The organism is Georgenia sp. EYE_87 (genome assembly GCF_023148685.1).
Lineage (GTDB): Bacteria > Actinomycetota > Actinomycetes > Actinomycetales > Actinomycetaceae > Georgenia.
Map to the genome: position 1 here is coordinate 82,982 of NZ_JAHXNL010000002.1, position 26,757 is coordinate 109,738.

17 protein-coding genes are annotated in these 26,757 nt (G+C 75.2%); 7 read left to right on the top strand and 10 right to left on the bottom strand.

Annotated features, from left to right (window positions below; translation table 11 throughout):
- Positions 1–19: 19 nt before the first annotated feature.
- The 5 genes from KZX45_RS03785 to KZX45_RS03805 form a co-directional block, all read right to left on the bottom strand.
- Positions 20–778 carry a MerR family transcriptional regulator gene (locus tag KZX45_RS03785; protein WP_248256395.1) on the bottom strand — a complete coding sequence of 253 codons (759 nt, stop codon included), beginning with the start codon at positions 776–778 and terminating at the stop codon, positions 20–22.
- Positions 779–918: 140 nt separating this feature from the next.
- Positions 919–1,623, bottom strand: a complete 705-nt coding sequence (locus tag KZX45_RS03790) for a hypothetical protein (protein ID WP_248256396.1) — start codon at positions 1,621–1,623, stop codon at positions 919–921.
- 269 nt (positions 1,624–1,892) lie between these two features.
- A complete protein-coding gene (locus KZX45_RS03795; RefSeq protein ID WP_248256397.1) occupies positions 1,893–2,993 on the bottom strand; it encodes a MaoC/PaaZ C-terminal domain-containing protein in 1,101 nt (366 codons plus the stop codon).
- Positions 2,993–4,396 (bottom strand): 3-oxoacyl-ACP reductase, encoded by a 1,404-nt coding sequence (locus KZX45_RS03800; protein ID WP_248256398.1) that lies wholly within the window; start codon positions 4,394–4,396, stop codon positions 2,993–2,995. The genes KZX45_RS03795 and KZX45_RS03800 overlap by 1 nt, the downstream gene beginning before the upstream one ends.
- Positions 4,393–5,805, bottom strand: coding sequence for an acetyl-CoA C-acetyltransferase (locus tag KZX45_RS03805; RefSeq protein WP_374112535.1), 1,413 nt, complete (start codon positions 5,803–5,805; stop codon positions 4,393–4,395). Before KZX45_RS03805 ends, KZX45_RS03800 begins: the two co-directional genes overlap by 4 nt.
- Before the next feature lie 37 nt (positions 5,806–5,842).
- Here KZX45_RS03805 and KZX45_RS03810 point away from each other — a divergent pair, with 37 nt between their 5' ends.
- From KZX45_RS03810 to KZX45_RS03825, 4 genes are all read left to right on the top strand, one after another.
- On the top strand, positions 5,843–6,559 hold the full coding sequence (locus KZX45_RS03810) for a TetR/AcrR family transcriptional regulator (RefSeq protein WP_248256400.1): 717 nt from the start codon (positions 5,843–5,845) through the stop codon (positions 6,557–6,559).
- 76 nt (positions 6,560–6,635) lie between these two features.
- Positions 6,636–8,789 (top strand): acyl-CoA dehydrogenase, encoded by a 2,154-nt coding sequence (locus KZX45_RS03815; protein ID WP_248256401.1) that lies wholly within the window; start codon positions 6,636–6,638, stop codon positions 8,787–8,789.
- Positions 8,790–9,172: 383 nt separating this feature from the next.
- A complete protein-coding gene (locus tag KZX45_RS03820; RefSeq protein WP_248256402.1) occupies positions 9,173–10,081 on the top strand; it encodes a 4'-phosphopantetheinyl transferase superfamily protein in 909 nt (302 codons plus the stop codon).
- A 175-nt stretch (positions 10,082–10,256) separates the two neighbouring features.
- Positions 10,257–11,150: an MBL fold metallo-hydrolase gene (locus KZX45_RS03825; protein WP_248256403.1), complete on the top strand. Its 894-nt coding sequence runs from the start codon at positions 10,257–10,259 to the stop codon at positions 11,148–11,150.
- Position 11,151: 1 nt separating this feature from the next.
- On the opposite strand, the gene KZX45_RS03830 is transcribed toward KZX45_RS03825, so the two are convergent.
- Together KZX45_RS03830 and KZX45_RS03835 are read right to left on the bottom strand one after the other, a co-directional pair.
- The gene (locus tag KZX45_RS03830; RefSeq protein ID WP_248256404.1) at positions 11,152–12,465 is read right to left on the bottom strand and encodes a M1 family metallopeptidase; all 1,314 of its coding nucleotides are present in this window, start codon (positions 12,463–12,465) and stop codon (positions 11,152–11,154) included.
- Positions 12,462–16,604 carry a Pls/PosA family non-ribosomal peptide synthetase gene (locus KZX45_RS03835; protein WP_248256405.1) on the bottom strand — a complete coding sequence of 1,381 codons (4,143 nt, stop codon included), beginning with the start codon at positions 16,602–16,604 and terminating at the stop codon, positions 12,462–12,464. Before KZX45_RS03835 ends, KZX45_RS03830 begins: the two co-directional genes overlap by 4 nt.
- Positions 16,605–16,761: 157 nt before the next feature.
- Between KZX45_RS03835 and KZX45_RS03840 the strand changes: the two genes are divergently transcribed.
- Complete coding sequence (locus KZX45_RS03840; RefSeq protein ID WP_248256406.1) at positions 16,762–18,201, top strand: NAD(P)/FAD-dependent oxidoreductase; 1,440 nt, start codon at positions 16,762–16,764, stop codon at positions 18,199–18,201.
- Between the two features lie 187 nt (positions 18,202–18,388).
- Here the strand turns inward: KZX45_RS03840 and KZX45_RS03845 are convergent, their stop codons facing one another.
- Positions 18,389–19,576, bottom strand: a complete 1,188-nt coding sequence (locus KZX45_RS03845) for a ScyD/ScyE family protein (protein ID WP_248256407.1) — start codon at positions 19,574–19,576, stop codon at positions 18,389–18,391.
- Positions 19,577–19,941: 365 nt separating this feature from the next.
- Here KZX45_RS03845 and KZX45_RS03850 point away from each other — a divergent pair, with 365 nt between their 5' ends.
- On the top strand, positions 19,942–21,567 hold the full coding sequence (locus KZX45_RS03850) for a hypothetical protein (protein WP_248256408.1): 1,626 nt from the start codon (positions 19,942–19,944) through the stop codon (positions 21,565–21,567).
- A gap of 28 nt (positions 21,568–21,595) precedes the next feature.
- Here the strand turns inward: KZX45_RS03850 and KZX45_RS03855 are convergent, their stop codons facing one another.
- Together KZX45_RS03855 and KZX45_RS03860 are read right to left on the bottom strand one after the other, a co-directional pair.
- Positions 21,596–22,963 carry a glycosyltransferase gene (locus KZX45_RS03855; RefSeq protein WP_248256409.1) on the bottom strand — a complete coding sequence of 456 codons (1,368 nt, stop codon included), beginning with the start codon at positions 22,961–22,963 and terminating at the stop codon, positions 21,596–21,598.
- A gap of 70 nt (positions 22,964–23,033) precedes the next feature.
- Positions 23,034–24,089 (bottom strand): DUF2804 domain-containing protein, encoded by a 1,056-nt coding sequence (locus tag KZX45_RS03860; protein ID WP_248256410.1) that lies wholly within the window; start codon positions 24,087–24,089, stop codon positions 23,034–23,036.
- A 354-nt stretch (positions 24,090–24,443) separates the two neighbouring features.
- Between KZX45_RS03860 and purL the strand changes: the two genes are divergently transcribed.
- On the top strand, positions 24,444–26,750 hold the full coding sequence (gene purL / locus KZX45_RS03865) for a phosphoribosylformylglycinamidine synthase subunit PurL (RefSeq protein WP_248256411.1): 2,307 nt from the start codon (positions 24,444–24,446) through the stop codon (positions 26,748–26,750).
- The last annotated feature ends 7 nt before the right edge of the window (positions 26,751–26,757 follow it).

Here is a 26,757-nt window from a genome sequence, read left to right on the forward strand (position 1 = left end):
GTTCCCCCGGCGCCGCGCGCTACAGGTGGCGGTCGGCGTAGACCCGGAGCGCGTCACGCACGAACGCCGCGCCCTCGGGACCGCCGTAGTTCGCGCCGAAGCGCGGGTCGGCGACGTACATCTCCCCGAGCCCGACGACGTACTCCTTCGCCGGTGCGCCGGAACCGCCGCGTGGCGTGCCCGGGATGCCGGCGAGCCACTCGACGTGGCGCCGTGCGAGGGCCTGCGCCTCGTCGCCGTCGGCCGCCGGACCACGGACGGCGGCGGCCGTCCAGTCGGCGCCCAGCCTCGCGGCCCGGTCCTGCCACGCCGTGCGCTCGTCCGCGCTCAGCCCCCGCCACCAGCGGTCGCCCGCCGCGTACGCGTCCGTGCCCCAGCGCTCCTCGACCTCGGCCTTGTACCGGGTGTGGTCGAAACCGTCGAACATCTCCTCCGCCATGAGCGGCTCACCTCTCTCCTTCTTCTCGATGGTTCCCCGGACGGAGGCGATCTGGCGCTCCACCCGGTCCCGCTGCTGCTCGAGCAGCGCCAGGTGGGTGCGCAGGGCGTCGACGACGCCCTGCCCGCCGGCGAGCACCTCGGCGATGGCGGGCAGGCCGAGCCCGAGCTCGCGCAGCAGGAGGATCCGCTGCAGCCGCACGAGCGCGTCCTCGTCGTAGTACCGCAGACCGCCGTGACCGGTCCGGGAGGGCTCCAGCAGCCCGATCTGCCCGTAGTGGCGCAGCGTGCGGCTGGTCGTGCCGGTGATCCTGGTGATCTGGTGGATCGACCACTCCACGGTCTCCTCCGTCCGTCGCGGGCAGGACCAGCGTGGCAGTTGACGCAGCGTCAAGCGCAAGCCCCCGTGGAGCCGCTCTTTCCAGCCGGCCGTCAGCGGCGCCGGCCTACCGCACGGCTGTCGGCTCGGGTGCCGGCACGCTACCGCTCGGCGGCGATCCGCAGGAGGCGCCGGGCGACCAGCACCGCGAAGACGGCCCACGGCACCAACGACGCCAGTGCGAACACCAGCCCGACGACGCCGACGTTCGACGGCACGGCCATGAGGGCGGCCGCCACCAGGCCCCAGACCGCGGTGGCACGGGTGAACACCGCGCTGCGGTACATCAGCACGGCCAGGACGAGCAGCGTGACGAGGTTGAAGAGGTAGTAGACGTCGAACGCGGTGCCCATCCACGTGGCGACCATGCCGTCGCCCGTGGCGAGGAGGGCCACCCGCTCGGCCGGGCCGGCGCTCGGGTAGGCCTGCGCGAGGGACAGCATCTCCACCGGGCGCGGGGAGGCCATGTACGCCGCCATGCCGAGCGTGCCGAACGCCAGCGCCACGACGACGGCCGACCTGCTCACCCGCCACAGCGCGACGGCGAGCGCCAGGTAGATCAGGAAGGCGAGGAGGTTGCTCACGATGTACAGCGCGTCGAGCGAGAGCAGCCCCAGGACGGGGGCGTCGACGAGCAGCTCGAAGAAGCCCAGGGTCGTCTCGGGCGGCGGCCACAGCACGTAGATGACGATCTGCACCACGATCAGGGCCACGCTCGCCAGCGCCGCCCAGGCGCCGGTGACGACGAGGCCGTGCCACTGCCTGACGTCGTCCTGGACGATCCGCTTGTCGACGACGGCGGTCATGGCTCCTCCGTCCGCTCCCGCGCGGCGCTTCCTCGCTCTGGAGATCATCGTCACGCGAGCCGGGCAGCCGCTCCCAGGTACCAAGGTCCCGGAGCGGGCTCCGTCCACAGGTGTATCGGCGCAGGTGTGCGTATGTGCACAAGCCTGTGGGTAATGCCGGTGGAAAACATCCGGTGACACCACGGCTAAACGGCGCCGACCGCGCCGTGAACGCAGCGCGCACGGCGCGGCCGGTTCGGACCGGGGGCCTCGGCCGCCGGGCCTCGAGGTCAGCGGGCGACGACGGTGCCCGTGAGGTGGACGGCTCCCGAGCGGGGACTCCACACCGCGAAGGTCGTGCCCGTGCCCGTGCCCGTGCCCGTGCCCGTGCCGGTGCCGGTGCCCGTGTCCGTGCCGGTGCCCGTGCCCGTGCGCGCGTCGTCGGGCGAGACCGCGAACGCGACGGTGGCCGGGAGGAGCACCGGCTTGGCGAAGTCCACCGACCAGGTGTAAGGCGCCCGGCGCAGCGCGGGCGGCGTGGCGGCCAGCGCCCGCGCGGCCGTGTACATCCCGTGCGCGATCGGCCGGGGGAAGCCGAAGAGCCGGGCCCCCAGGCGCGAGACGTGTATGGGGTTGCGGTCCCCGGACACCTCCGCGTAGCGCACGCCGGCGTCGGCACCGAGGCGCCAGACCGCCGTCGGGACCGCCGGCGCCTCGGGGCGGTCGGTGCGCTCGGGGGCGGGCGCCACCGCCAGCCCGCGCGGCGGACGTCCCTTGGCCAGGTAGGTCGACACGCCTCGCCACGCTGGCCGCCCGGACGCGTCGGTCACCTCGACCACGAGGTCGACCGTCGTCCCTCGCGCGTGCTCGCGAGCGTCCTGCGCCCACGCGCGGACCGTGAGGGTGTCGTCGAGGGTGAGCTGCCGGTGGCTGTCCACCCGGTTGGCGACGTGGACCAGGCCCAGCACCGCGAGCGGGAAGTCCTCGCGCACCATCACCGCCATCGCCAGCGGGAAGGCGAGCACATGGACGTACCCGGCCGGCAGCGCGTCCGTGCCGGGCTCGCCCACGAGGTGCTGGTACTCGGACAGCGCGGCCGGGTCGCCCCGGACCCCGTCGACCCGCAGGACCACCGGCGGCAGCCCCTGCGCGACCGGCCGCGCGAGCACCGTCGTGCGCAGGCGACCCAGCGCCTTCGCGTAGAGCCGCCGGAGGGACGGCATCGCGCGCAGGACCTCCTCACGGTAGCCGGCCGGCGGACCGCCGGCGGGCGGCTCCGCGGACGCGTGCCCGGACGGAGCCGCGCGCCCCAGGTCGTCGGCCGGCTCGCCGCGCGCCCCGTCGACGCCGGCCTGGCGGACGATCGGTGCCCCCTTGCGCAGGCCAGTCATCACTGACCCACCAGCATCTGGCCGCACACGCGCAGGGTCTGGCCGTTGATGCCGCCCGCCTGCGGGGAGGCGAGGAAAGCGATCGCCTCGGCGACGTCCACGGGCTTCCCGCCCTGCTGCAGCGAGCTGCCCCAGCGGGCGATCTGCCGCGTGACCGGCGGAATGGTCGCCGTCATGTCGGTCTCGATGAAGCCGGGCGCCACGGCGTTGACGGTGCCCCCGACCCGGCCGACGGGCCCGGCGAGCGCCCGGGTCATACCGACGATGCCGGCCTTGGCGGCGGCGTAGTTGGTCTGGCCGCGGTTGCCCGCGAGGGCCGGGGCCGACGCGAGCGAGACGATCCGCGGGGCTGTCCCGGCCCCGCCCAGGACGCCCGGCTCGGCGAACGTCTCGTTCATCCGCAGCGGGGCAGCGATGTTGACGGCGAGCAGGTCGTCGAAGCGGTCCGCCGTCATGTTGACGAGCAGCTTGTCCCGCAGGATCCCGGCGTTGTGGACCACGACGTCGAGGTGCCCGTAGCGGGTGCGCGCCACGGCGAGGATGCGCTCGGCGGCGTCGTCGGCGGTGATGTCCAGCTGCAGGGCCACGCCGGCCACCTCGTTCATGACCGCGCTGAGAGCGTCCCCGGCGGCCGGGACGTCCACGCCGACGACGTGGGCGCCGTCGCGGGCCAGCACCCGCGCGACGGCCGCCCCGATGCCGCGGGCGGCGCCCGTGACGACGGCGACCGCCCCGTCCAGCGGGCGCGCCCAGTCGGCGGGCTCGCTGCCTCCGTCGGTGCCGACCTGCAGGAGCTGGCCGTCGACGAACGCCGAGCGGGCGGAGAGCAGGAACCGCAGCCCCCCGCGCACGGACGGCGCCCCGACGCCCACGCCGTCGGCCAGGACGAGGCCGTTGGCGGTGGCGCCCGCCCGGAGCTCCTTGGCCACGGACCGGAGGAAGCCGTCCACGCCCAGCCGCGCGGCGGCGAGCGCGGGCGGCATCTCGTCGGCGACGGCGACCGGAGTCGCGACGGCGGCCGGTGCAGCGCGGGAGAGGGTGACGACGCGGCCGCCCGGGGCGAGGCCGCGCAGCACCGAGGCGAGCTCGAGGGCCGGTGCCGAGAGGTCGGTCGGGTGCGTGACGCCGGTGAGCACGAGGACCACGGCGCCCCACCGCTCGTGGTCGCTCAGGCGCGGGGCGCGCCGCACGTCCAGGTCCCACGCGAGCAGGTCCTGGGCGACGGTGTCCGCCTCGGCGGCGGCGTGGGTGTCAGAGAGGACCAGGACCGGTCCGGGCGTCAGGGGACGGTCCACGGAGGAGGCGTCGGTCCGCCGCAGGCGCGCCGGCCGCGGCAGGCCGAGCTTCTTGGCGACCGTGGCGGGCAGCCCGCCGTTGACCAGCTCGAGGTAGGTGTCGCTCACGCTGCCTCCAGGATCATCGTGACGGCCTGGCCGCCCGCCGCGCAGACGGAGATGAGGCCGCGGGCCTTCTGCCCTGGCCGGACCTCGGACTCGCCGCGCTCGCAGAGCAGCTTGGCCAGCGTGCCGGCGATGCGGCCGCCGGTGGCGGCGAACGGGTGGCCCGCGGCGAGCGAGGAGCCCGTCACGTTGAGGCGGGCGCGGTCCACGCTGCCGAAGGCGCCGTCCAGGCCGAGCCGGCTGCGGCAGAAGTCCTCGTCCTCGAGGGCGGCCAGCGTCGCGAGCACCGTGGCCGCGAAGGCCTCGTGGATCTCGACGAGGTCGAAGTCGGCCAGTGTCATGCCGTTGCGCCCCAGGAGCGTGGGAATCGCGTAGGCGCCGGCCATGAGCAGGCCCTCCTGGCCGCCGACGAAGTCGGTCGCCGCCACCTGGGCGTCGACGACGTGCGCGAGGACCGGCAGCCCGCGCTCGGCGGCCCACTCGTCCGAGGCGAGGAGCACCGCGGACGCGCCGTCGGACAGCGGGGTGGAGTTCCCCGCGGTCATCGAGGGTGCCGGGCCGCCGGGGGCGGCGTTCTTGCCGAAGACGGGCTTGAGCTTGGCGAGCTTCTCGAGGGAGGTGTCGGCGCGCAGCGACTCGTCGCGGGTCAGGCGCCGGTACGGCGTCAGGAGGTCCTCGAAGAAGCCGCGCTCGTAGGCGGCGGCGAGGTTCTGGTGGGAGGCGAGCGCCAGCGCGTCCTGATCCTCCCGGGTGATGCCCCAGCGCGCGGTGGTCAGCGCCTGGTGCTCGCCCATGCTCAGCCCGGTGCGCGGCTCGGCCACGTCGGGCGCCACGGGCGCGAGGTCGCGCGGGCGCAGCGAGGCGAACGCCCTGACCCGGTCCGGCAGGGTCTTGGCCCGGCTCGCCGTGAGCAGCGCCTTGCGCAGCCGCTCGGAGACGACGATCGGCGCGTCCGACGTCGAGTCCACCCCGCCGCCCACGCCGACCTGGGCCTGGCCGAGCGCGATCTTGTTGGCGACGCCGATGATCGCCTCGAGGCCGGTGCCGCAGGCCCGCTGGACGTCGTAGGCGGGGGTGCGGGGGTCGAGGGAGGAGCCCAGGACGCTCTCGCGCGTGAGGTTGAAGTCCCGCGAGTGCTTCAGCACCGCCCCGGCCGCGACCTCGTCGAGCCGCTCGCCGGCCAGGCCGAACCGCGCCACGAGGCCCTCGAGCGCGGCGGTGAGCATGTCCTTGTTGGAGGCGCCCGCGTAGGCGCTGCCGGCCCGGGCGAACGGGATCCTGTTGGACCCGATGATCGCGGCCCGGGTGCCGGGGGTGATGGGGGTGGAGGTCACGTCGTCGTCCTCTTCCTGCTGGGCGGAAGGATGTCTGCCGGCCCGTCCGGGACCAAGGTCTCTGGGCGGATCGGTCATTGCGATACTCAGAGTACCTGATACCGTCGGTATCGTGATGTCAGTCACCTCTCCCGGCGAAATGCCCGACGTCGACGCCGCCCCGGACGGCCGTGCCACGCGGTGGGCGGACCACCGTGCCGCGCGCCGTGACGAGCTCGTCCGCGCCGCCCGGCGCGCGGTGCACCATCGCGGGCCCGACCTGTCGATGGACGACATCGCCACCGAGATCGGCACCTCGAAGTCGATCCTCTACCGGTACTTCGCCGACAAGACCGGCCTTCAGGTGGCGGTCGGGCAGGCGGTGCTCGGCCGCATGCGCGACGCGCTCGAGGAGGCCGCGGCGCAGGCCGGCGGACCGCGGGAGCGGATCTCCGCCATGGTCGGCGTCTACCTCGAGATGGTCGACGCCTCCCCGCACGTGTACGCCTTCGTCACCCGGCCGGAGGCCACCGCGGGCGAGGTGCGCGGCTTCGTCGCCGAGGTCGCCGACCTCGTCACCGAGGCCGTCCTGCCCGCCCTCCGGGGCGACGGTCCCCACGGCGGCACCGAGGTGGAGGAGTCGACCCTGGTCGCGGCCCGTCTCTGGGCGGCCGGCGTGGTGGGCCTGGTCCGCGGCGCGGTCGACCTCTGGCTCGGGAACCGCCTGGCCCAGACCGACGCCCCCGACGTGGGGCGCGTGCCCCGCCAGGCGCTCGCCATGCACCTGTCCGACTGGCTCTGGGACGGCGCCGTCGGCGTCCTGCGCAGGGCCCGGCAGAGCCGGGGCGGCTGACCCCGCGACCCGGCCGCCCACCCGCACCCGCCCGACCACCACGAACTGAGCACGACGACGTGAGACGGAGACCCCGATGACCACGACCTCGCCCGCCCGCCGACCCGGCCCCGTCACCCCAGCGGCGCCGACGACGCCGCTGCCGCCCAGTCCGGGCGCCGCCCGCACCCCCGAGGAGCGGCTCGACGTCAACGCGCTCGGCCGCCTGCTCGACGGGCGCTGGTGGGAGCTGCGCCGTCGGGCCCGCGACCTCGCCCTCGACCCCGAGCTGCAGAAGATCGAGGGACTGCCGACGGCGGAGCACCGAGAGCGCGTGCTCCGCCAGCTCCACCGGCTCGTCGAGACGGGCGAGGTGCTGCGCGCCTTCCCGACCGAGCTCGGCGGTCAGGACGACCCGGGCGGGAACATCGCGGGCTTCGAGGAGCTCGCGGTGGCGGACCCGTCTCTGCAGATCAAGGGCGGGGTCCAGTGGGGGCTCTTCGGCTCCGCCGTGCTGCACCTCGGCAGCGAGGAGCACCACCGCCGCTTCCTGCCCGGGATCATGGACCTGTCCGTGCCCGGCTGCTTCGCGATGACGGAGATCGGCCACGGCTCGGACGTCTCCTCGATCGCCACCACGGCCACGTACGACGCGCAGACCGAGGAGTTCGTGATCCACACGCCGATCACGGCCGCGCGCAAGGAGTACATCGGCAACGCGGCCCTGCACGGGCGCGCCGCCGTCGTCTTCGCCCAGCTGGTCACCCGCGGCGTCAACCACGGCGTGCACGCCTTCTACGTCCCGCTGCGCGAGGACGACGGCGAGGGCGGGCTGCGCTTCCTGCCCGGCGTGGCGGGGGAGGACGACGGCCACAAGGGCGGGCTCAACGGCGTGGACAACGGCCGCCTGTGGTTCGAGCACGTGCGGGTGCCGCGGACCAACCTGCTCAACCGGTACGGCGACGTCGCCCCGGACGGCACCTACTCCTCCCCGATCGAGAGCCCCGGCCGGCGGTTCTTCACCATGCTCGGCACGCTCGTCCAGGGCCGGGTGTCGCTGTCCGGCGCCGCCGTCGGCGTCTCGAAGATGGCGCTCGCGATCGCAATCCGCTACGGCGACGAGCGCCGCCAGTTCACCGGCGCCGACGAGCACGCCGAGGTGGTGCTGCTCGACTACCAGCAGCACCAGCGCCGACTCCTGCCGCTGCTCGCACGGACCTACGCCGCCACCTTCGCCCAGGCCGAGCTCCTCGAGCGCTTCCACGGCATCTTCGCCGGGCACCACGACACCGACGAGGACCGGCAGGACCTCGAGACGCTCGCGGCGGCCGCCAAGCCGCTGACCACCTGGCTCGCGCTCGAGACGCTCCAGGAGGCGCGCGAGGCCTGCGGCGGAGCGGGGTTCATGGCCGAGAACCGCCTCGTGGGCCTGCGCCAGGACATGGACGTCTACGTCACGTTCGAGGGCGACAACAACGTGCTGCTCCAGCTCGTCGGCAAGCGGCTGCTCACCGACTACGGCAAGGAGCTGGCGAAGGTCGACATCGCCGGCGCGGCCCGGTACGTCGCCGCCCGCGCCGCGGACATGACGCTGCACCGCACGCCGCTGCGCCGGGCCGCGCAGTCCATCAGGGACACCGGCTCCCGGGCCCGCTCGGCCGGGCACCTGCGCGCGGCCGACACCCAGCGCGAGCTGCTCGAGGACCGTGTCGAGGCGATGGTCGAGGAGATCGCCGGCGCGCTGCGGCCGGCCCGCAAGGCCTCGCCCGTGGAGGCGGCGGCCCTGTTCAACGCACACCAGCACGAGCTCATCGAGGCCGCGCGCGCCCACGCCGAGCTGCTGCAGTGGGAGGCCTTCACCGCCGCCCTGCCGCGCGTGCGCGACGAGCGGACCCGCGAGGTGCTCACCACCCTGCGCGACCTGTTCGGCCTCACGCTCATCGAGAAGAACCTCGCCTGGTACCTGATGAACGGGCGCATCTCGGCGCAGCGGGCCAGGACGGTCACGAGCTACGTCGACCGGCTGCTGGTGCGGCTGCGCCCGCACGCGGTGGACCTCGTGGACGCCTTCGGGTACTCAGCCGGGCACCTGCGCGCGACCATCGCGACCGGTGTGGAGAAGGAGCGGCAGGACGAGGCCCGGGAGTACTTCCGGCGGCGCCGCGCGGTCGGGCAGGAGCCCATCAACGAGAAGGTCCTGCACGCCTCGCAGCAGCGAGCGGGGCTCGCGGAGGCGTCCTCGGCGGACTGAGGTCCCAGCGGGCCTGCCGTCTGACGTCGGTGTTCTGTGCGCCGTCGGTCTGCCGTCCGCTGTCGGTGCTCCGCGTGCCGTCGGACCCGTCGCGCGCCGTCGGACCGGCCGCGCGCCCTCGGACCCCCACTGCCGCTGACCATGAAGTGCTCCTGAGCAGGTGAAGTCGGCTCAGGACGACTTCATCTGCGCAAGACGACTTAGCAGTCGATCGTCGGGCGGCGGACGTGCCGGGCGGCGGACGTGCCGGGCGGCGGACGTGCCGGGCGGCGGACGTGCCGGGCGGCGGACGTGCCGGGCGGCGGACGTGCCGGGCGGCGGACGTGCCGGGCGGCGGACGTGCCGGGCGGCGGTCGTGCCGGGCCGCGCGGGAGGATGGGCGCATGGAACCGGCGGTGGTCGACGTGTGGCTGCTTCCGCGGCCCACGGCGCTGCCGCCGCTCACCTGGCTCGATGACGCCGAACGGCGCCGGGCAGCCGCGCTCCCGCCCGATCGGGCGGTCGAGTTCGTCGCGGCACGCCGGCTGCTGCGGGCCGTGCTCGGTCGGCGGTTCCATGCGCCGCCCGGCCAGGTGCGCCTCATCGCTAGGTGCTCCCGGTGCGGCGGCCCGCACGGGCAGGTCCGAGTGGTGCCGGGCCCGAAGGCGGAGGGCAGGCCCGGACCGGACCTGGCGGCCGCAGGCGTGGTGCTTCAGTGCCATGTCAGCATCAGCAGGGCGGGGCCGCTGATCGCGGTGGCGACGGCGGAGCTGCCGGTCGGCGTCGACGTCGAGTCGGTGGACGCCGTCAGCGCCGCGCCGGTGGCCGACGTCGCGCTTTCCGCCGCTGAGCGGGATCGCCACTCGCTGCTGCCCCGGAAGGACAGGCCGACCGACCTCGCCCGGACGTGGGCGCGGAAGGAGGCCGTGCTCAAGGTGCTCGGCACAGGGCTCGAGCTCGACCCGTCGTCGTTCACCGTGACGTGCCCGGTCACCGCTGTGGACGCGCCCGGTGGTGCCCTGGCCGTCGCCGTCGCCGACCTGGCGCCAGGGAGTGGAGGCGACGCCGCGAGCCTCGGCGCCGGCCTGCCTCGGGAGAGCGCCGCTGACGGGGAAGTCGCCGGGGGTGACGTCCGTGAGGCGCCCGACGCGCGGGGGGCGGGGTACGCGTGGGACGCCGAGAACGTGGTGGGCGCGGTGGCGGTCGTCGGCGCGGCCCGGCCCTCGGTCCGTGTCCACGACGGCGGGGCCGTGCTCGCCCGGGCCAGCTGGACCGCGGCACGCACCCCGCGGACGTTGCCCCCTTGCACGTGAGCCCGCACCGGGAGTCGTTGGCCCCGGGTCGTGAGGCGCACCGAGGGTCGTCGGCCCCGGGGCTTGAGGCCGTGCCGGGGGTCGTCGGCCCCGGGTCGTGAGGCCGCACCGAGGGACGTTGGCCCCTGGCCCTGAGCCCGCACCGCACGCACCATGGTGCGGGGAGGTGGTGCCCATGGCCGGGCAGGTCGCGCGAGAGATCGCCCCGGGCGTCCACATGCTCACCCTCGGACGCGGCGTCGCGGCCTCGAACGCCTACCTCGTGCGCTCGGCCGACGGAACCTGCGTGCTGATCGACGCAGGGTGGCGCGGCAGCGCCCGGGCCATCGACGCGGCGGCCCGGCAGCTGCTCGGAACGGGCACGCGGCCGGCGGCGATCCTCCTCACCCACATCCACCCGGACCACTCCGGAGCGGCCGGGGCACTCGCCCGCGGGTGGGGGGTGCCGGTCTACGCCCACGCCGACGAGGTCGTGATGGCGGCGGGACGGTACCTGCCCGAGCGCTCGATGCCGCTCGACAGGTGGCTGGTGGTCCCGCTGATGAACCTGCTGCCCGCGCGGCGGCGCGCGGCCGTCGAGGCGGCCGGCGACATCACCGACGTCGTTCGCCCGCTGGACCCCTCCGGCGCCGTGCCGGGGCTGCCGGACTGGGAGTACGTCCCCACGCCCGGCCACACCCCGGGCCACGTCGCGTACCTGCGCCGGGCCGACGGCGTCCTGGTCTCTGGCGATGCGGTCCTCACCGTGGACCTGAACTCCCTGGTCGGGGCCGTCTCCGGCCGCCGGCGGCTCGCGGGCCCGCCCCGCGTGACCACGTGGGACCGTGCGGCGGCCCAGCGGTCTGTCGAGTCGGTCGCGGCCCTGAACCCCCGGGTGCTCGCACCGGGGCACGGACCCCCGCTCGCCCTCGGGACCGCCCGCGCCCTGCACGCGTTGGCCCGACGGCCATGGGCGGCGTCCCGGACGGTGCGCGGGACCGTCCGGCCGGCGCCCGGGCGAGGCGTCCCCGGACTGCTCCGGTCGCCCGGGGCGCTGCGGCCGGCCCGGCCGGAGGGGCGTTGCTGCTGACCTACAGGGCGGGCAGCTCGGCCGAGTCGAGCCAGCGCGTCAGCAGGGCGGCCGAGCGGGACGCGAGCGGCTCCCCGCCGGCGCGGGCGGCGTGCTCCTCCACCAGGTCCCGGAAGTCGTCGGTGTCCACGGCGCCGTAGCGGTGCCGCGCGGTCCAGTCCCGCACGAGGTCGAAGAAGACCTCGTCGCCGAGCACGGAGCGCAAGGCGTGCAGCGTGAGTGCGCCGCGCTTGTACACGCGGTCGTCGAAGATGTTCTCCGGGCCCGGGTCGGCCAGCACGAGGTCCTGCTCGAGCACGGCCAGCCGGGCGTGCCAGTTGCGGGCGAGGTCGGCGGCGCTGGCGTCGCCGGCGGCCTCGGACCACAACCACTCGGCGTAGCAGGCGAACCCCTCGTTGAGCCAGATGTGCTGCCAGGAGCTCACCGAGACGGAGTTGCCGAACCACTGGTGGGCCAGCTCGTGCGGGACGAGGCGCTCGCCGTCGTCGTCCGTGAGGTGGTTCGCCCCGAAGATGGAGACGCCCTGCGCCTCCACCGGGATCTCCAGGTCGTCGGCGGTGACCACGAGCGCGTAGCCCGCGAACGGGTACGGGCCGAACAGCCTCGTGAAGGTCCGCATGATCTTCCCGTGGTGCGCCAGCTGCCGCCGCGCGAGCTTCTTCAGCGACGGCGGCAGCACCGCGCGCTGCGGCACCGGGGAGGTTCCGAGCGACAGCTCCTCGTACGGGCCGATCTGCACCGTGGCCAGGTAGGCCGAGGTGGGGTGACGCTCCTCGTAGACCCACGTGGTCGTCGCGGCCCGGACCCGCCGGCCGGTCAGCTCGCCGTGGGCGAGCACGAAGTAGGGGGAGTCGACCGTGAGCGAGGTGCGGTAGGTCGCCTTGTCGGCCGGGTGGTCGTTGCACGGGAACCACGACGACGCGCCGGTGGGCTGGCTGGCGACCAGCGCGCCGTCCTCGAGCTCCTCCCAGCCGAGCGGGCCCCACGGGCTGGGCACCGGCCTGGGGTTGCCGGCGTAGCGGACGCTCACGTGCAGCTCCGACCCGGCGGCGGCGTCGTCGGCCAGCTTGATCACGAGCTTGCGGGCGCGGTGCCGGTACCGGCCGAGCCGGGCGCCGGTGACGGACACGTTCTCCACCGTGAAGCCGTTGAGGTCGAGGGAGATCTCGGAGAGCTGCTCGAGGGCGCGCAGCCGCAGGGTCGCGGTGCCGGCGAGCCGGTTCGCGGCCACCCGGTAGGTCAGGTCGAGGTCGTAGTGCTCGACCTGAAACGCGTCGCTGCCGTGCGCGGGCCGGTACGGGTCGCGCGCCCTCACGAGGCAGCCCCGCCGTCGGCGGAGACCACGCGCGCCGCGCTGGAACCAGCGCGCGCCCCGGCGGAACTGGCAGCTGCCGCGGCGGGCTCGCGCCACGGGGAGATCGGGTTGCCGACCCACCGGGTGCCGGCCGGCACGGCCTCCCCGCGCATGACGAGCGAGGACGGCCCGACGACGCTGTCCTCGCCGAGCGAGGCCGCGGGGAGGATCACCCCGTGCGGGCCGAGCGTGGCGCCCGCCCCGAGGGTGACGGTGTCCAGGCTCATGATGCGGTCGTGGAAGAGGTGCGTCTGGACCACGCAGCCCGGTCCGACGGAGGCGCCGTCGCCCAGCCGGACGAGATCGGCCTCGGGCAGCCAGTACGTCTGGCACCACACGCCGCGCCCGACGCGCGCCCCCATGCCCCGCAGCCACCACACCAGGGCGACGGTACCGGCGACGGCGTCGGCCAGCAGCGGGGCCGCGACGTACTCGGTGAAGGTGTCGGCGAGCTCGCCGCGCCACACGAACGAGCTCCACAGCGGGTGCTCGCCCGCCCGGATGCGACCGACGAGCAGCCACTTCGCCGCGATGGTGACGATCCCGGCGACGGCCCCGGTGACCAGCAGCACCACCCCGCCCAGCGCCGCCGCGGGGCCCCAGCCGAGCGCGAGCACGAGCGCCTGCAGGGCCAGGAACGTCCCCAGCGCGAGGGTGCCGAGCACGAGCACCGGCACCACCCGGCAGGCCTCGACGAACGCCCGCGCCCGGCGCAGCCGCGCCGGCGGGGAGTAGGTGCGCTCGCCGTCGTCCAGGGTGGCGGCCCGCGGCAGCAGGACGGGCGGGCTGCCGATGTAGCTCGACCCCGCCCGCACCTTGTGCGGGGCGGCGGAGAGGACGGCGACGAGGCCGTTCTTGGGCACGGTGCGGCCCGGTGCGGTCATGCCGGAGTTGCCGAGGAAGGCCCGGCGCCCGACCTTCGCGCGCGCCACCCGCAGCCACCCGCCGCCGAGCTCGTAGCCTCCGACCATGGTGTCGTCGGCGAGGAACGCCCCGTCCTTGATCCGCATCATCTTCGGGATCCCGACGACGGTGGAGGCCTCGACGTCCCGGCCCACCTCGGCACCGAGCAGGCGGAGCCAGGCAGGTGTGAGCACCGAGGAGTAGATCGGGAAGAGCACGGTGCGGGCCGAGTCCATGACGCGCTCGGTGCACCAGGCCTGCCAGCCGACGCGCGAGTGCACGGGGTGGTAGCCGTCGCGCAGCCCGAGGCCGAGCAGCCGGACCACCACGACGACCACCGCGGCGTACCCGCCGAACGCGAGCACCGTGGCCGCCAGCCCCGCGGCCAGCGCCGGCCCGACGGCGGAGCCGAAGGTCGGCGCCTCCCGCACGGCAAGGCCCACCACGACCATGGCGGCGGCGACGACGAGCACCGGCAGCGCGCCCGTCACGGCTCCGGCGACGCCGAAGGCGAAGGTCCAGCGCCCCGGCCGGGCGGGCCGCTCGACGGGCCACGGGTGGCGGGCCGCGTGCACGCGCCGGGCGGGCGAGCCGGCCCAGTAGGCGTCCGCGTCGGTGCGGCCGTGGACCGCGGAGCCCGCCGCCACGTCCGTGCCGGCACCGACCCGGGCGCCGGGGTGGAGGACGCTGCGCGCGCCGACCGTCGCGCCGGGGCCCACCGTGACGCGGCCGACGTGGAGGACGTCGCCGTCGACCCAGTGGCCGGTGAGGTCGACCTCCGGCTCGACGGCGCACCCGCGGCCGAGCGTGAGCATCCCGGTGACCGGCGGGGCGGCGTGCAGCTCGACCTCGCGGCCCACCTTCGCCCCCAGCGCCCGGGCGTACAGGCCGATGTACGGTGCGGTCGCGGGCGTCACGGCGCCGAAGCCGTCGGCGAACCGTTCGGCCGCCCACAGCCGCAGGTGCACGGCGCCCCCGCGGGGGTAGCTGCCCGGCTGCAGCCCGGCGAGCAGCACCCGGGCGACGAGGGCGCTGACGCCCGTCCGGCCCACCGGCGAGACGGTGAGCACCCAGCCCGCGAGCACCCACCACCAGCACACCGGGGCCGCCCACGGCACCTCCCACGCGGCCGCGAGGACGTTGTTGACCGCGGCCAGCGCCGTCAGCCAGCGCAGGGCGACGGCGGTGCGCAGCGGCACGAGGGCGAGCAGCTGCACGAGCTGGCTCCCGACCGGGACCGGCCGGACGATGCGCCCGGCGGCACCGGCCGCACCGGTTCGGGCCGCCGCGCCGGCGGCGCCGCCGGAGCCCACGCCGCCGGAGCCCACGCCGCCGGAGCTCACACCGCCGGAGCTCACACCGCCGGCGGCGCCCCCGCTGGAGCCCCCGCCGTCGGGGCCCGGGCCGTCCCCGCCGTCGTCGCCCGCCGCGCGCGCTCGAGCGACGTCCGGCCAGCGCTCGTCGAGGTAGGCGGCGAGCGCCCCGACGGTGGGGTGACCGTAGACCTGCGCGACGGTGACCTCGGGGTAGAGCGAGCGCACCGCCGAGACCAGCTGCGCCGCCGTCAGGGAGCTGCCGCCGCGGGCGAAGAAGTCGTCGTCGGCGTCGGTGGGGCGCACCCCGATGACCCGCTGCCACTGCTCGCCCACCCAGGCCGCGGTCCCCGTCAGCGTGGACTCCTGCTCCTGCAGGCCCGGCAGCGGCCAGGGCAGCGCGTCACGGTCGACCTTGCCGGAGGTCCGGGTGGGGATGTGGTCGACGACGGCAAGGAGCGGGACCATCGACTCCGGCAGCGCCTCGCGCAGGGCGTCCGCCAGCGCGGTGGTGTCGGCCCCGTCGGGGTCCGTGGGAACGACGTAGCCGACCAGGAGCGTGCTGCCCGACTCGGTGCGCCGGACCGCGGCCGCCGCCGCCGCCACCCCGTCGAGACCCAGCAGCGCCGCGTCGACCTCGCCGAGCTCGATGCGCCGCCCGTTGACCTTGACCTGGTCGTCGGCGCGCCCGACGAACAGCAGCCCCGCCTCGTCGCGCACCACGAGGTCGCCGGAGCGGTACGCGCGCTCCCAGCCGAGCGTGGCCATCGGCGCGAACTTCGTGGCGTCGAGCTCCGGGTCGAGGTACCGGGCCAGGCCCACGCCGCCGATGATGAGTTCGCCGGTGGCGCCCTCGGACACCTCCCGGCCGTCCGGGCCGACGACGGCGAGGTCCCAGCCGTCGATGGGCAGCCCGATCCGCACCGGCTCGCCGGGGAGGAGCTGGGCGCCGCACGCGATGACGGTCGCCTCGGTCGGCCCGTAGGTGTTCCACAGTTCCCGCCCCGGGCGCCACAGCCGGGCGGCGAGCTCGGGAGGGACGGCCTCGCCGCCGAAGATCAGCAGCCGCACCGAGTCGAGGGTCTCCACGGGCCACATGCCGGCCAGCGTCGGCACGGTCGAGACGACCGTGAGGTCCCGCTCCACCAGCCACGGGCCGAGATCGGTGCCGGAGCGGACGAGGGCACGCGGCGCGGGGACGAGGGTGGCGCCGGTGCGCCAGGCGAGCCACATCTCCTCGCAGGAGGCGTCGAACGCGACGGACAGGCCGGCGAGGACCCGGTCGTCGGGGCCGAGCGGGGCCTCCTGGAGGAAGAGCCGGTGCTCGGCGTCGACCAGGGCGGCGGCGCTGCGGTGGGAGACGGCCACGCCCTTGGGCCTGCCCGTGGAGCCGGAGGTGAAGATGACCCACGCGTCGTCGTCGAGACCGGGCCCGGGCGGCGACTGGGCCGGGAAGGGACCCTGCGGGTTCGCCGGGGTGCCGCCGGGGGCGGTGAGGACGCCGTCGTCGCCGACGACGAGGCGGACGCCCGCCTCGCCGAACACCAGGTCGGCGCGCTCGTCCGGGTCGTCGGCGTCGACCGGCACGTAGGCCGCGCCGGCGTGCAGGACGGCGAGGATCGACAGGTACAGGTCGACCGTGCCCGAGGTGACGCGCACGCCCACCCGGTCCCCGCGGCCCACCCCGGCGGCGGCGAGGCGCGCCGCCCGCGCGTGCACCGCCTGCGAGAGGGCGGCGTAGGTGAGCTCCTCGTCGCCGTCGTCCATCGCGATCGCGTCCGGGTGCGCCGCCACGGTGGCCGCGAAGACGTCCACCAGGGTCCTCGGGTCGGGAGCTCGGTCCGCCCGGCGCAGGGGGTTCACGGTGAGGGTCTCGTACGGCACAGCGGTCCTAGCGTCAGGGGGCTCCGGGCCGCCGCCGCGCGGTGTGCGCCGGGCGCGGCCCGGGGGGATCGTCTCACGCCGGTCGCGGCGGACCCGGGCCGCCGGGGCGCTGCCGGCACGGTTTGCGGCGAGCATCACGCGACGCGAGGCTCACCCCATGGCAACCACGCAGGAGACGGACGTCGTCGTGATCGGCGGCGGGGCCACCGGGGAGAACGTCGCCGACTACGCGCACCGCGGCGGGCTGGAGGTGGTGCTCGTCGAGTCAGGACTGGTGGGCGGGGAGTGCTCCTACTACGCCTGCATGCCCTCCAAGGCGCTGCTGCGCCCGGGGCAGGCGCTCGCCGCCGCCCGCCGCGTCGACGGGGCGGCGCAGGCGGTGACCGGCACCCTTGACGCCGCCGCGGTCCTACGCCGGCGGACCGCCTTCACGCACGGCTGGGACGACTCGAGCCAGGTGGAGTGGGCGGCCGGCGCCGGGCTGGAGCTGGTCCGGGGCGCCGGCCGGATCACGGGGGAACGGCAGGTCACGGTCGCCCTCGACGACGGCGGCGAGCGGGTCCTCACGGCTCGTCACGGCGTGGTCGTCGCCACCGGCTCGGAGCCGGCGACCCCGCCCGTGGAGGGACTCGCTGCCGCCCGGCACTGGACCACACGCGACGCGACGAGCGCCCGAGAGGTGCCCGGCCGGCTCATCGTGCTCGGCGCCGGCGTCGCCGGCTCGGAGCTGTCCCAGGCGTACGCGCGCCTCGGCGCCCAGGTCGTGCTGCTGGCCCGCAGCCGGGTCCTCGGCGCGTTCCCCGAGCCGGTCGCCGAGCTCGTCGGTGCGGGGCTGGCCGCCGCCGGCGTGAATGTCCGCAGCGGCGTGAGCGCGGTCTCCGTGGACCGGCCGGACGGGCCCGACGGGGAGGTGCGGGTCCGGCTCGACGACGGCTCCACCCTCGCCGCCGACGAGCTCCTCGTCGCCACCGGTCGCCGGCCGCGGACCGCCGGCCTGGGGCTGACCACCCTCGGGGTCGCCGACGGCGAGGCGCTCGAGGTCGACGACTCGGGCCGCGTCCTCGCCGTCGCCGGGGGCTGGCTCTACGCCGCCGGGGACGTCACGGGGCGTGCCCCGCTCACGCACCAGGGCAAGTACGCGGGCCGGGTGGTCGGCGACGCCCTCGCCGCCCGGGCCGCCGGCCACCTGCCAGGTCCGGCGGAGCCGTGGAGCCGCTACGCCGCGACGGCGGACCACGTGGCCGTCCCGCAGGTGGTCTTCACCGACCCCCAGGTGGCGCAGGTGGGGCTGCGGGCCGACCAGGCCCGCGACCGGGGCAGGCCTGTGCGCACCGTGCACCAGGACCTCGGCGAGGTGGCGGGGGCCTCCCTGCTCGCCGACGACTACGCCGGGTGGGCGGAGCTGGTTGTCGACGACGAGCGCGACGTGGTCCTCGGTGCCACGTTCGTGGGCCAGGGCGTGGCGGAGCTGCTCCACGCCGCCACGATCGCCGTCGTCGGCCAGGTCCCGCTCGCGCGGCTGTGGCACGCGGTGCCCGCCTACCCGACGACGAGCGAGGTCTGGCTGCGCCTGCTCGAGACGGACCGCGCCCGCTGACCGTCCCCTTGTCGGTGAGACGTCACTTCCTCGGTGAGATCTGACGGAGGAGTTGACGTCTCACCCGATGGGTGGGGGGCCGTCTCAGCGCCTCCTGGTGACGGAGGGGCCGCGGCGGTGACAGGCCGGCACCGCGGCGGGGATGCTCTGGTAGCTGCCGCGCCGCGGTACCGGGTGCGGGGACGACTCAGTCGTCGAGGGTGAAGCGGAGCACCTCGCCCACGTTCGCCATGGCGGACATGTTCGTCACGTACACGTGGTCGCCGTCGACGGCGACGCCGCCGGGCAGCGTGAGCTCGGTGGTGAGGACCTTTCGGTCGTCGGTGTCGTCGCCGTCGACCCAGTGCAGCGCGCCCTTCGGGTCGCCGGAGAGCAGACCGTTCGTGGAGATCTCGAGGACCAGCAGGTCGTCGTCGTCCGTGAACGCCAGGTCGATGACGTTGGTGAAGCCGTCGGCGAAGACCTCCGGGGCCTCCCCGCGCTCGAAGCGCCAGACCGTCGCGGTCCCCTTGACGAACGGGAAGCCGGTGAGCTGGCTGACGTAGTAGGCGTCGTCGGGGCCCTTGACCACCGTGGTGGGCACGGCGTCGGGGCTGATGCGACCCATCGGCGAGTCGACCGCGGCCTCCTTCGGGAAGACGAAGATGGTGGAGACGTCCCCGTCGCGGTCCACGTGCAGCAACGAGTTCCCGCCCGCGTCGGCCACCACGTGCCCGCGGCGGTCGGAGACGAGCGAGTTCGGGTTGGTGTCGAAGTCGTCCTTCTCCGGGTTCGCGGTCGCCTCGTACTCGCCGATGTCGGCGACCTCCGTCGCGGTGTCGCGCTTGAGGTCGAACTTGTGCACGGTGGCGAGCTTGCTCGCGAGGTCGCGGTAGGTGGCCGGCACCTGGTCGCGCACGGCCGGGTCCGCGCCGAGCCCGATGGTGGCGAAGAGGCGGTTCCGGTGGAAGTCGACGTCGGAGGGGCCGATGCCGCCGCTGCCGTCGGCCTTGGCCGCGACGGACGGGAGGCCCGTGACCTCGTCGGTGACGACCCGCAGCCGCCCGCTGCGGCCGTGCATGTGAAGCTCGGAGATCTTCCCCGTCGCGCCGAGGCAGACGTCGTCGCCCTCCGGGCCGGGGAAGCAAGGGGCGCTCGCGTCCGTGCCACGGCCCTCGCCGGCCTGGGCGACGAAGACGTTGCCGCCGCGGTCGACGGTGAGGCCCCGGGGGTTGTCGAGGTTCTTCACCAGGACGGTGCGGTCCTCGAGCGTGACCTCGTCGTCGTGGTCGTCGTCGCCGTCGCGGCCGTCCGCGACGCTCGGGCCGACGCCGACGAGGGGCACGATGAGCAGTGCAGCGGCGGCGCCGGGCAGCGCCAGTCGGGTGGGTCTCACGGGTGTGCACCTCCGACCGCGGGTCGACCCGGGCTGGCGCGCCGGGCGGGTCGGGAGGGAAAGGGAGGCGCGCGTCGTCGCGGCCTGCGGCGAATCGAGTATCCGAGCGCCGCCAGGACAGGGTCAAGAGGTGCCGCTCGAGCCCGGGCACCAGAGGGGGATTCGCCGGGAGGAAAGGGGGAGTCACCCAACGGAGTGCGCGAACCCCCAACGAGGCGCGCGCGAACCCCCATGGAGCGCGCGAACGCCCGGAGCGCGGTACCCCACGTGGCCCCGCTCACGTCCACGGTGGGCGCCTGCGGCGCGGACACCCGGCCGGCGTCTACCCTGCGCGGGTCCACGCCCCTCCGCCTGCTGGAGCCCGCATGTCTCCCCGCCCCGCCGCCGCGCCCACGACCACCCGACGGATCGCCGTCGTCGGATCCTCGGGCGGGAACCTCTACAGCCACGGCGGCGACGACCCGGTCGCCCTCGTCGAGCAGGTGCGGCGCCAGGCGGCCGCCGCCGGCATGGAGGTGACGGCGGTCCAGCTCGTCGCGGCCGACACCTCGATGGACGGCGCGGGCGAGGACACCCCGGCCCGCCTCTACACGCTCGTGGACGGCACCGTCACCGTCACAGCCACCGGCAGCCTCGCCGAGGTCAACGAGGCGGCCCGAGCCCTCGACGCCGAGGTCGCACGCACCGTCGCGGACGGCGGCCTCGACGCGCTGGTCCTCGTCAGCGCCGACCCCCAGGGTGTCAACGCCGCGGTCACCCGGGCCGCGGTCGAGGCCGGGGTCCCCGCCGCGGGGACCGGCGGCACCTCCATCGCCGCCGCGCAGGCGCTGGGGCTGCGCCTCGTCGCCGCGTCCGGCACGACCGGGTCGACGAGCACCACCCGGGCGGTCTCCTACGTGGCCGGCCTCGCCCGTCACTGGGGCGTGCGCTACCGCCCCGTGCTCGGCACGGCCGAGGCGTCCGACGACGGCGGCTCGCCCTGGCGGCGCATCTCGCTGCGCGGCATCATGGTCGGCTCCCTGCCCGCCTTCATCGCGCTGGCGCTCCTGCTCGCCGTCGGCAAGATCCCCGGACTGGACGCCCTGGGTCCCGTCTTCGACGCCCTGATCGCGGGCCTGCCGGTCGTCGTGGCCGCCGTGGCCGCCCGCCGGGTCTCCGGGCTGGGCGAGGTGGGGCTGGTCGCCGGTGCCGTCGCCGGCGTGCTGTCCACGGAGGGCGGCATCGTCGGCGGGCTCGTCGGCGGCATCCTGGCCGGTGTGGTCGTGGCGTACCTGCTGCGCTGGACGCTCGCGCACCGCTTCCCGGTCACGACGGCGAACATCGTGGCCGGCGGCGTCTCGGGCCTGGTCGGCGGGCTGGTCGTGTTCCTGCTGCTCGCCCCGGTCACCAACGCCGTCGGGGAGGGCGTCAAGGGCGGCATCGAGACGCTCGTGGCCCTCAACCCGCTGCTCGCCGGCGCGGTGGCCGGGCTGGTGATGTGGCCGGCCCTCATGGGCGGGGTGTACCACGCGGCGATCCTCCCGCTCGTGCTCCTGGAGATGGGGGAGAAGGGGCACAGCTTTTTCGGCGCCGTGGACATGGTGTCCCTGGTGATGGTCAGCCTCGGGATCACGCTCGCCAACGTCGTCCGCCCGCGCACCTCAGGAGAGCGGGCGCTCGCGGCGTCCGGGGCCGCGGTCAACTTCGGCTTCGGCACCTTCGTGGAGGCGTCCTACCCGTTCATCTTCGCGGACCGGAAGGTCTTCGCCGTCGCGCTCGGCTCGTCCGCGCTCGGCGGGCTCGTCGTGGGTGCCACCGGCGCGGAGGCCACCGCGTACCTGCCGGCCGTCGTCGCCCCGTTCGTGGCCACCGACACGGTCGGCATGGTGCTCTCGATGCTCGTCGGCTGCGTCGTGCCGTTCGTGTCCGTCCTCGCCCTCAACGAGCGGGCCCGGCGCGCGGAGCGCGCGCCCCGCACGGCGGCCCCCACGGCCGGGGCGACCGCGGCCTGACCGAGCGGCAGCTCCCGCGGCCTGCGGTTCAGCCGAGCAGGTCCGCCAGCAGGTCGCCCCAGTCGAGGAGGTGCCGGTCGGACAGGCCCTCGCGGCGCACCCGGTCGTGGGCCTCGGCACCGAGCTGCTCGGCGAAGGCGGGTTCGGCGAGGAGCCGCGAGACGTGCCGCATCAGCCCCTCCAGGTCGGTCGGTTCGGGCACGAGAAGGCCGTTCTCCTCGTGGACGATCTGGTCCTGGATGCCGCCGACCGCCGTCGCCACCACCGGGCGGCCCTTCCACAGCGCCTCGGCGACGCTGAGGCCGAAACCCTCGGCCAGGCTCTTCTGCACCACGACCGTGGCCCGGCGTTGCACGGCGTTGACCAGCAGCGCGTCGTCGGGGCGGCTCGTGGGCAGGCAGGCGAGATGGGTCCGGCGGCGCACCTCCTCGCCGAGGCCGCGCCAGATCTCCAGGCAGTCGCTCAGGACCTCCGCACCCTCGGCGTCGCGCTCGTCCACCTCGGCCCCGGCCAGCAGGAGGTGGACGTCCTCTGGCAGGTCCTCGAACGCCTCGTCGAAGGCCACGAGCACCCCGTTCATGTCCTTGAGCCGGTCCCAGCGGGAGAGCTGAAGGATCACCCGGGCCGCCGCGGGCACGGGCCCGCCGGCGAGCATGACGTCATCCGCCCCTGCGCCGGCCCGCCCGTCGTCCGCCTGGATCCCGCGGCTCCGGAGGAGCTCGTCGACCTCCTGGCGGTCGAGGTCACGGTTCTTGGGCGAGAGCGGGTCGACGGACGGTGAGATGACGCGGACCCCGTCCGGCGCCAGGAACCCGGGCCGGTACACCCCGCGCGTCAGCACCACCCGTTCGGCCTGGTCGAGGTAGGGCTCGACGAAGGCCCAGGCCCGTTCGGAGATGTCGCCGGGCACGTCCGCGCCCACGTGGCACCGCCACACCACGTGCACGCCGTGGCGCCGCAGCTCGGGGGCCAGGCCCGCGGTGGCCGGGTCGTGCAGGACGACGACGTCGCCCGGCCGGAGCTGGTCCGCCACCTCGGCGAGGTTCCGGTCGAGGCACCGCTCGTACGCGCCGCGCTCCTCGGGGCCGATCCCGTCGCCGTGGCGGGCGCGTCCGTGCAGCGCGTGGCCGAGCCGGGTAGACAGTGCGAAGAAGTCGGCGTCGCCGTCGAGGGTGAACCAGCCGACCCGCACCCGGGCGCCGGCGGCGTAGGGGAGCAGGCCGTGGAGCAGCTCGCCGACCCCGCCGGTGTCCGTGGCGGAGACGTTCCACACCGTGCGCTCGCCCAGGACCCGCCGGGCGCGTTGCGCTCCCGCCTCCAGGCGTCGCGCGGACACCTCGTCCAGGGCGGCGGCGAGCCTGGCGAGCGGGTTCGGAACGACGTCGACCGTCCTCATGCCCCGATCAAACTCCGCCCGGGCACGCGGCGAAAGCCCAACCGTGACCTGGCCGGGGGACGGCGCCCGGTCACCAGCGGTTGACGACGTCCTCGGCGAAGCCGACGAGGCCGTCGACGCTCCGGCGGGCGCCGCCGTCGTCCACCACCCAGCCGGACCACGTCCCGAAGGACTGGTGGGTCTGGGAGGAGATCACGCCCAGGCGCATGCTCGACACCCGCTCGTGGAACGGCTGGAGCCGGACCTGGACCCGCGGCCCGGTGACGAACCACGGGGCCGTCCGGTCGCTGACGTCGTACGCCCACGAGAGGTCCTCGCCGAGGTAGTGCACGCGGCCGTCGAGGGTGAGCGCGTTCTCCGTCGCCCCGGTGCCGTCGGTCCACTTGCCGCCGAGCTGGAGACCCGTCACGACGCCGTCGACGACGCCGGAGCCCGTGCCCCAGTTCCACGTCACGTGGTAGGGCCAGCGCCCGCGCCCGAAGTCCTGCACCGCCCAGGATGGGGCGTCGGCCTCGACCGTGATCTCGACGTCGTCGACCCAGAGCGTGCCGGAGACCGGCAGGGCGACGTCCTTGACCGTGTACTGGAACTGGCGCTCGTTCCAGGGGACCACGACGGCGAGGCACTCGTGCTCGGGCGGGGCGTCGACGGTGAGGTCGAACCGCACCCGCGGGGTGACGCCCCGGAGCCGGGCGCCGGGGCGCCCGCCGTCCCCGGCCACCGGGTCGAGGGCGACGGCGATCCGGCCCGCCCGGGCGCGGACCGGGCCGCCCCCGCAGGTGCTCGGCATGCGCACGTCACGCCCCAGCGGGGCGGTGGCCCAGCAGTCGACCTCCTCGCCGGTGGCGCGGTCGAGCACCCACACCTGGTGCACGCCCGCGTAGTTGAGGGACGAGACGTTCACGCTGACGAGGTGGCTGGGCGTGATGACGCACCAGTACTCCCAGCGTTTGGTGCGGCTCCACATCGTCGCCCGCCCCAGCGGGTCCCCGAGCATGCCGCGCTGGTCCGCCCGCACCCGCAGGTTGGCCCGGTGCAGGGGCCGCCGCGACCAGCCCACGGCCGCGGGGTTGAGCGCCCCGGACGGCAGGCACAGGTCGACCGGCGCGGTGATCTCGGGCAGCACCTGCCCAACGTAACCCGGGACCAGGTGCGGGTCGGGGGGATACGTTGGTCACATTTCGATGCCGGGCGGGATCGTTGCTGTCGGCGCCGGAGGGCGGCGAGCCCGTGCGCCGAACCCGGCCCGTGCACCGGGTCGCCGCTGCCGAGCAAGCGGTCCTGTGCCCAGCAATATGGTTCAAACACGGTTGCCCGGCACGGTTGCTCTTGCTCGGACCGACCAGCGAGGGTGCGCTCCCGCGTCCGGCCGGAAACCCACCGGTGCGGAGTGTTCCCCGTCTGGACGCCGGAGGGGCCGTGCGCGCGACGTAGGTAGCCTGTGCGGGCAGGAAGTGGGACGAGAAATCGCGGAGGAGACATGACTGACGTGGCCGAGCACCTGCCGGACACCGTCGAGCACGCCGCATCGACACCGGACGTCGCGCTGCCCTTCCGCGAGCTCGGGCTCAAGCCCGACGAGTACCGGCGCATCGTCGACCTTCTCGGCCGGCGCCCGACCGCGGCCGAGCTGGCGATGTACTCGGTGATGTGGTCGGAGCACTGCTCGTACAAGTCCTCCAAGACCCACCTGCGGCAGTTCGGCGAGAAGACCACCGAGGCCATGCGCGAGCACCTGCTCGTCGGCATCGGCGAGAACGCCGGCGTCGTCGACATCGGTCAGGGCTGGGCCGTGACGTTCAAGGTGGAGTCCCACAACCACCCCAGCTACGTCGAGCCGTACCAGGGTGCGGCGACCGGCGTCGGCGGCATCGTCCGCGACATCATCTCCATGGGCGCCCGCCCGGTCGCGGTCATGGACCAGCTGCGCTTCGGCGCCGTCGACCACCCGGACACGGCCCGCGTGGTGCACGGCGTGGTCGCCGGCGTCGGCGGCTACGGCAACTGCCTGGGTCTGCCGAACATCGGCGGCGAGCTCGACTTCGACCCGTCCTACCAGGGCAACCCGCTCGTCAACGCGCTGTGCCTCGGCGTGCTGCGCCACGAGGACATCCACCTCGCCAACGCCTCCGGCGCCGGCAACCAGGTGGTGCTCTTCGGCGCCCGCACGGGCGGCGACGGCATCGGCGGCGCCTCGATCCTCGCGTCGGAGACCTTCGAGGGCGGGATGCCGAGCAAGCGCCCCAGCGTGCAGGTGGGCGACCCCTTCATGGAGAAGGTCCTCATCGAGTGCTGCCTCGAGCTCTACGCGGCCGACGTGGTCGAGGGCATCCAGGACCTGGGGGCCGCCGGCATCTCCTGCGCCACCTCGGAGCTGGCCTCCAACGGCGACGGCGGCATGCACGTCGACCTCGAGAAGGTGCTGCTGCGCGATCCCACCCTGACCGCCGGCGAGATCCTCATGAGCGAGTCGCAGGAGCGGATGATGGCCGTCGTCGCCCCCGACAAGCTCGACCGGTTCCTCGAGATCACCGCGAAGTGGGACGTCGAGACCGCCGTGATCGGAGAGGTCACCGGCACCGGCCGGCTGACGATCGACCACCACGGCCACCGCATCGTCGACGTCGACCCGCGCACGGTCGCCCACGAGGGCCCGGTCTACGACCGCCCGTACGCCCGCCCCGCCTGGCAGGACGAGCTCAACGCCGACGCCGCCTCGGCCCGCCACCTGCCCCGGTCCTCCGACGGCTCGACGCTGCGCGAGCAGGTCCTGCAGCTCGTCTCCTCCCCGAACCTCGCCTCGAAGTCCTGGGTGACCGACCAGTACGACCGGTACGTGCAGGGCAACACCGCGCTGGCGCAGCCGGACGACGCCGGGGTGGTCCGCGTCGACGAGACCACCGGTCTCGGCGTCGCGCTGGCCACCGACGCCAACGGCCGCTTCACCAAGCTCGACCCGCGCACCGGCGCGAAGCAGGCGCTCGCGGAGGCGTACCGCAACGTCGCCACCGTCGGCGCCCGGCCGCTCGCCGTGACCGACTGCCTCAACTTCGGCTCGCCCGAGGACCCCGACTCGATGTGGCAGCTCGTCGAGGCGATCACCGGTCTGGCCGACGCCTGCCAGGAGCTTGGCGTCCCGGTGACCGGCGGCAACGTCTCGCTGTACAACGGCACGGGCGAGCCCGGACGGATCGACTCCTCCATCAACCCCACCCCCGTGGTTGGCGTCCTCGGCGTCCTCGACGACGTCTCCCGCGCCACGCCGTCGGGCTGGACCGAGGGAGGGCTTGCCGTCTACCTCCTCGGCACGACGGCGCTCGAGCTGGACGGCTCGGCCTGGGCGGACGTCGTGCACCAGCACCTCGGCGGCCTGCCGCCGCGGGTGGACCTCGACGCCGAGCGTGCGCTGGCCGAGGTGCTCGTCGCCGCCGCGGACGGCACCGCTCGCGCCGCGCACGACCTGTCCACCGGGGGCCTGGCCCAGACCCTCGTCGACGCCGTCACCCGCTTCGGCGTCGGCGCCGACCTGGACCTGTCCGAGGTGGCCGAGCGCGACGGCGTCGACCTGGCCACCCTGCTGTTCGCCGAGTCCGGGGCCCGGGCCGTCGTCGCCGTCGCCCCCGAGGACGCCGCACGCCTGGAGGCGCTCGCCGCCGACCACGGTGTCCCCGCGGCCCGGATCGGCACCACCGGCTCGGCCGCACTCGCGATCGCCGACGCCTTCACCCTGCCCGTGGACGAGCTCCGGCAGGCCTCGTCCGCAACCCTGCCCGCCTACTTCGGCTGACCGCCGG

Excerpts from the sequence above, each read along its gene's own strand:
- KZX45_RS03790 (WP_248256396.1), bottom strand. The coding sequence starts at position 1,623 with ATGACCGCCGTCGTCGACAAGCGGATCGTCCAGGACGACGTCAGGCAG.
- KZX45_RS03795 (WP_248256397.1), bottom strand. The coding sequence starts at position 2,993 with ATGACTGGCCTGCGCAAGGGGGCACCGATCGTCCGCCAGGCCGGCGTC.
- KZX45_RS03805 (WP_374112535.1), bottom strand. The coding sequence starts at position 5,805 with ATGACCGATCCGCCCAGAGACCTTGGTCCCGGACGGGCCGGCAGACAT.
- KZX45_RS03810 (WP_248256400.1), top strand. The coding sequence starts at position 5,843 with ATGTCAGTCACCTCTCCCGGCGAAATGCCCGACGTCGACGCCGCCCCG.
- KZX45_RS03815 (WP_248256401.1), top strand. The coding sequence starts at position 6,636 with ATGACCACGACCTCGCCCGCCCGCCGACCCGGCCCCGTCACCCCAGCG.
- KZX45_RS03820 (WP_248256402.1), top strand. The coding sequence starts at position 9,173 with ATGGAACCGGCGGTGGTCGACGTGTGGCTGCTTCCGCGGCCCACGGCG.
- KZX45_RS03825 (WP_248256403.1), top strand. The coding sequence starts at position 10,257 with ATGGCCGGGCAGGTCGCGCGAGAGATCGCCCCGGGCGTCCACATGCTC.
- KZX45_RS03840 (WP_248256406.1), top strand. The coding sequence starts at position 16,762 with ATGGCAACCACGCAGGAGACGGACGTCGTCGTGATCGGCGGCGGGGCC.
- KZX45_RS03850 (WP_248256408.1), top strand. The coding sequence starts at position 19,942 with ATGTCTCCCCGCCCCGCCGCCGCGCCCACGACCACCCGACGGATCGCC.
- KZX45_RS03855 (WP_248256409.1), bottom strand. The coding sequence starts at position 22,963 with ATGAGGACGGTCGACGTCGTTCCGAACCCGCTCGCCAGGCTCGCCGCC.
- purL (WP_248256411.1), top strand. The coding sequence starts at position 24,444 with ATGACTGACGTGGCCGAGCACCTGCCGGACACCGTCGAGCACGCCGCA.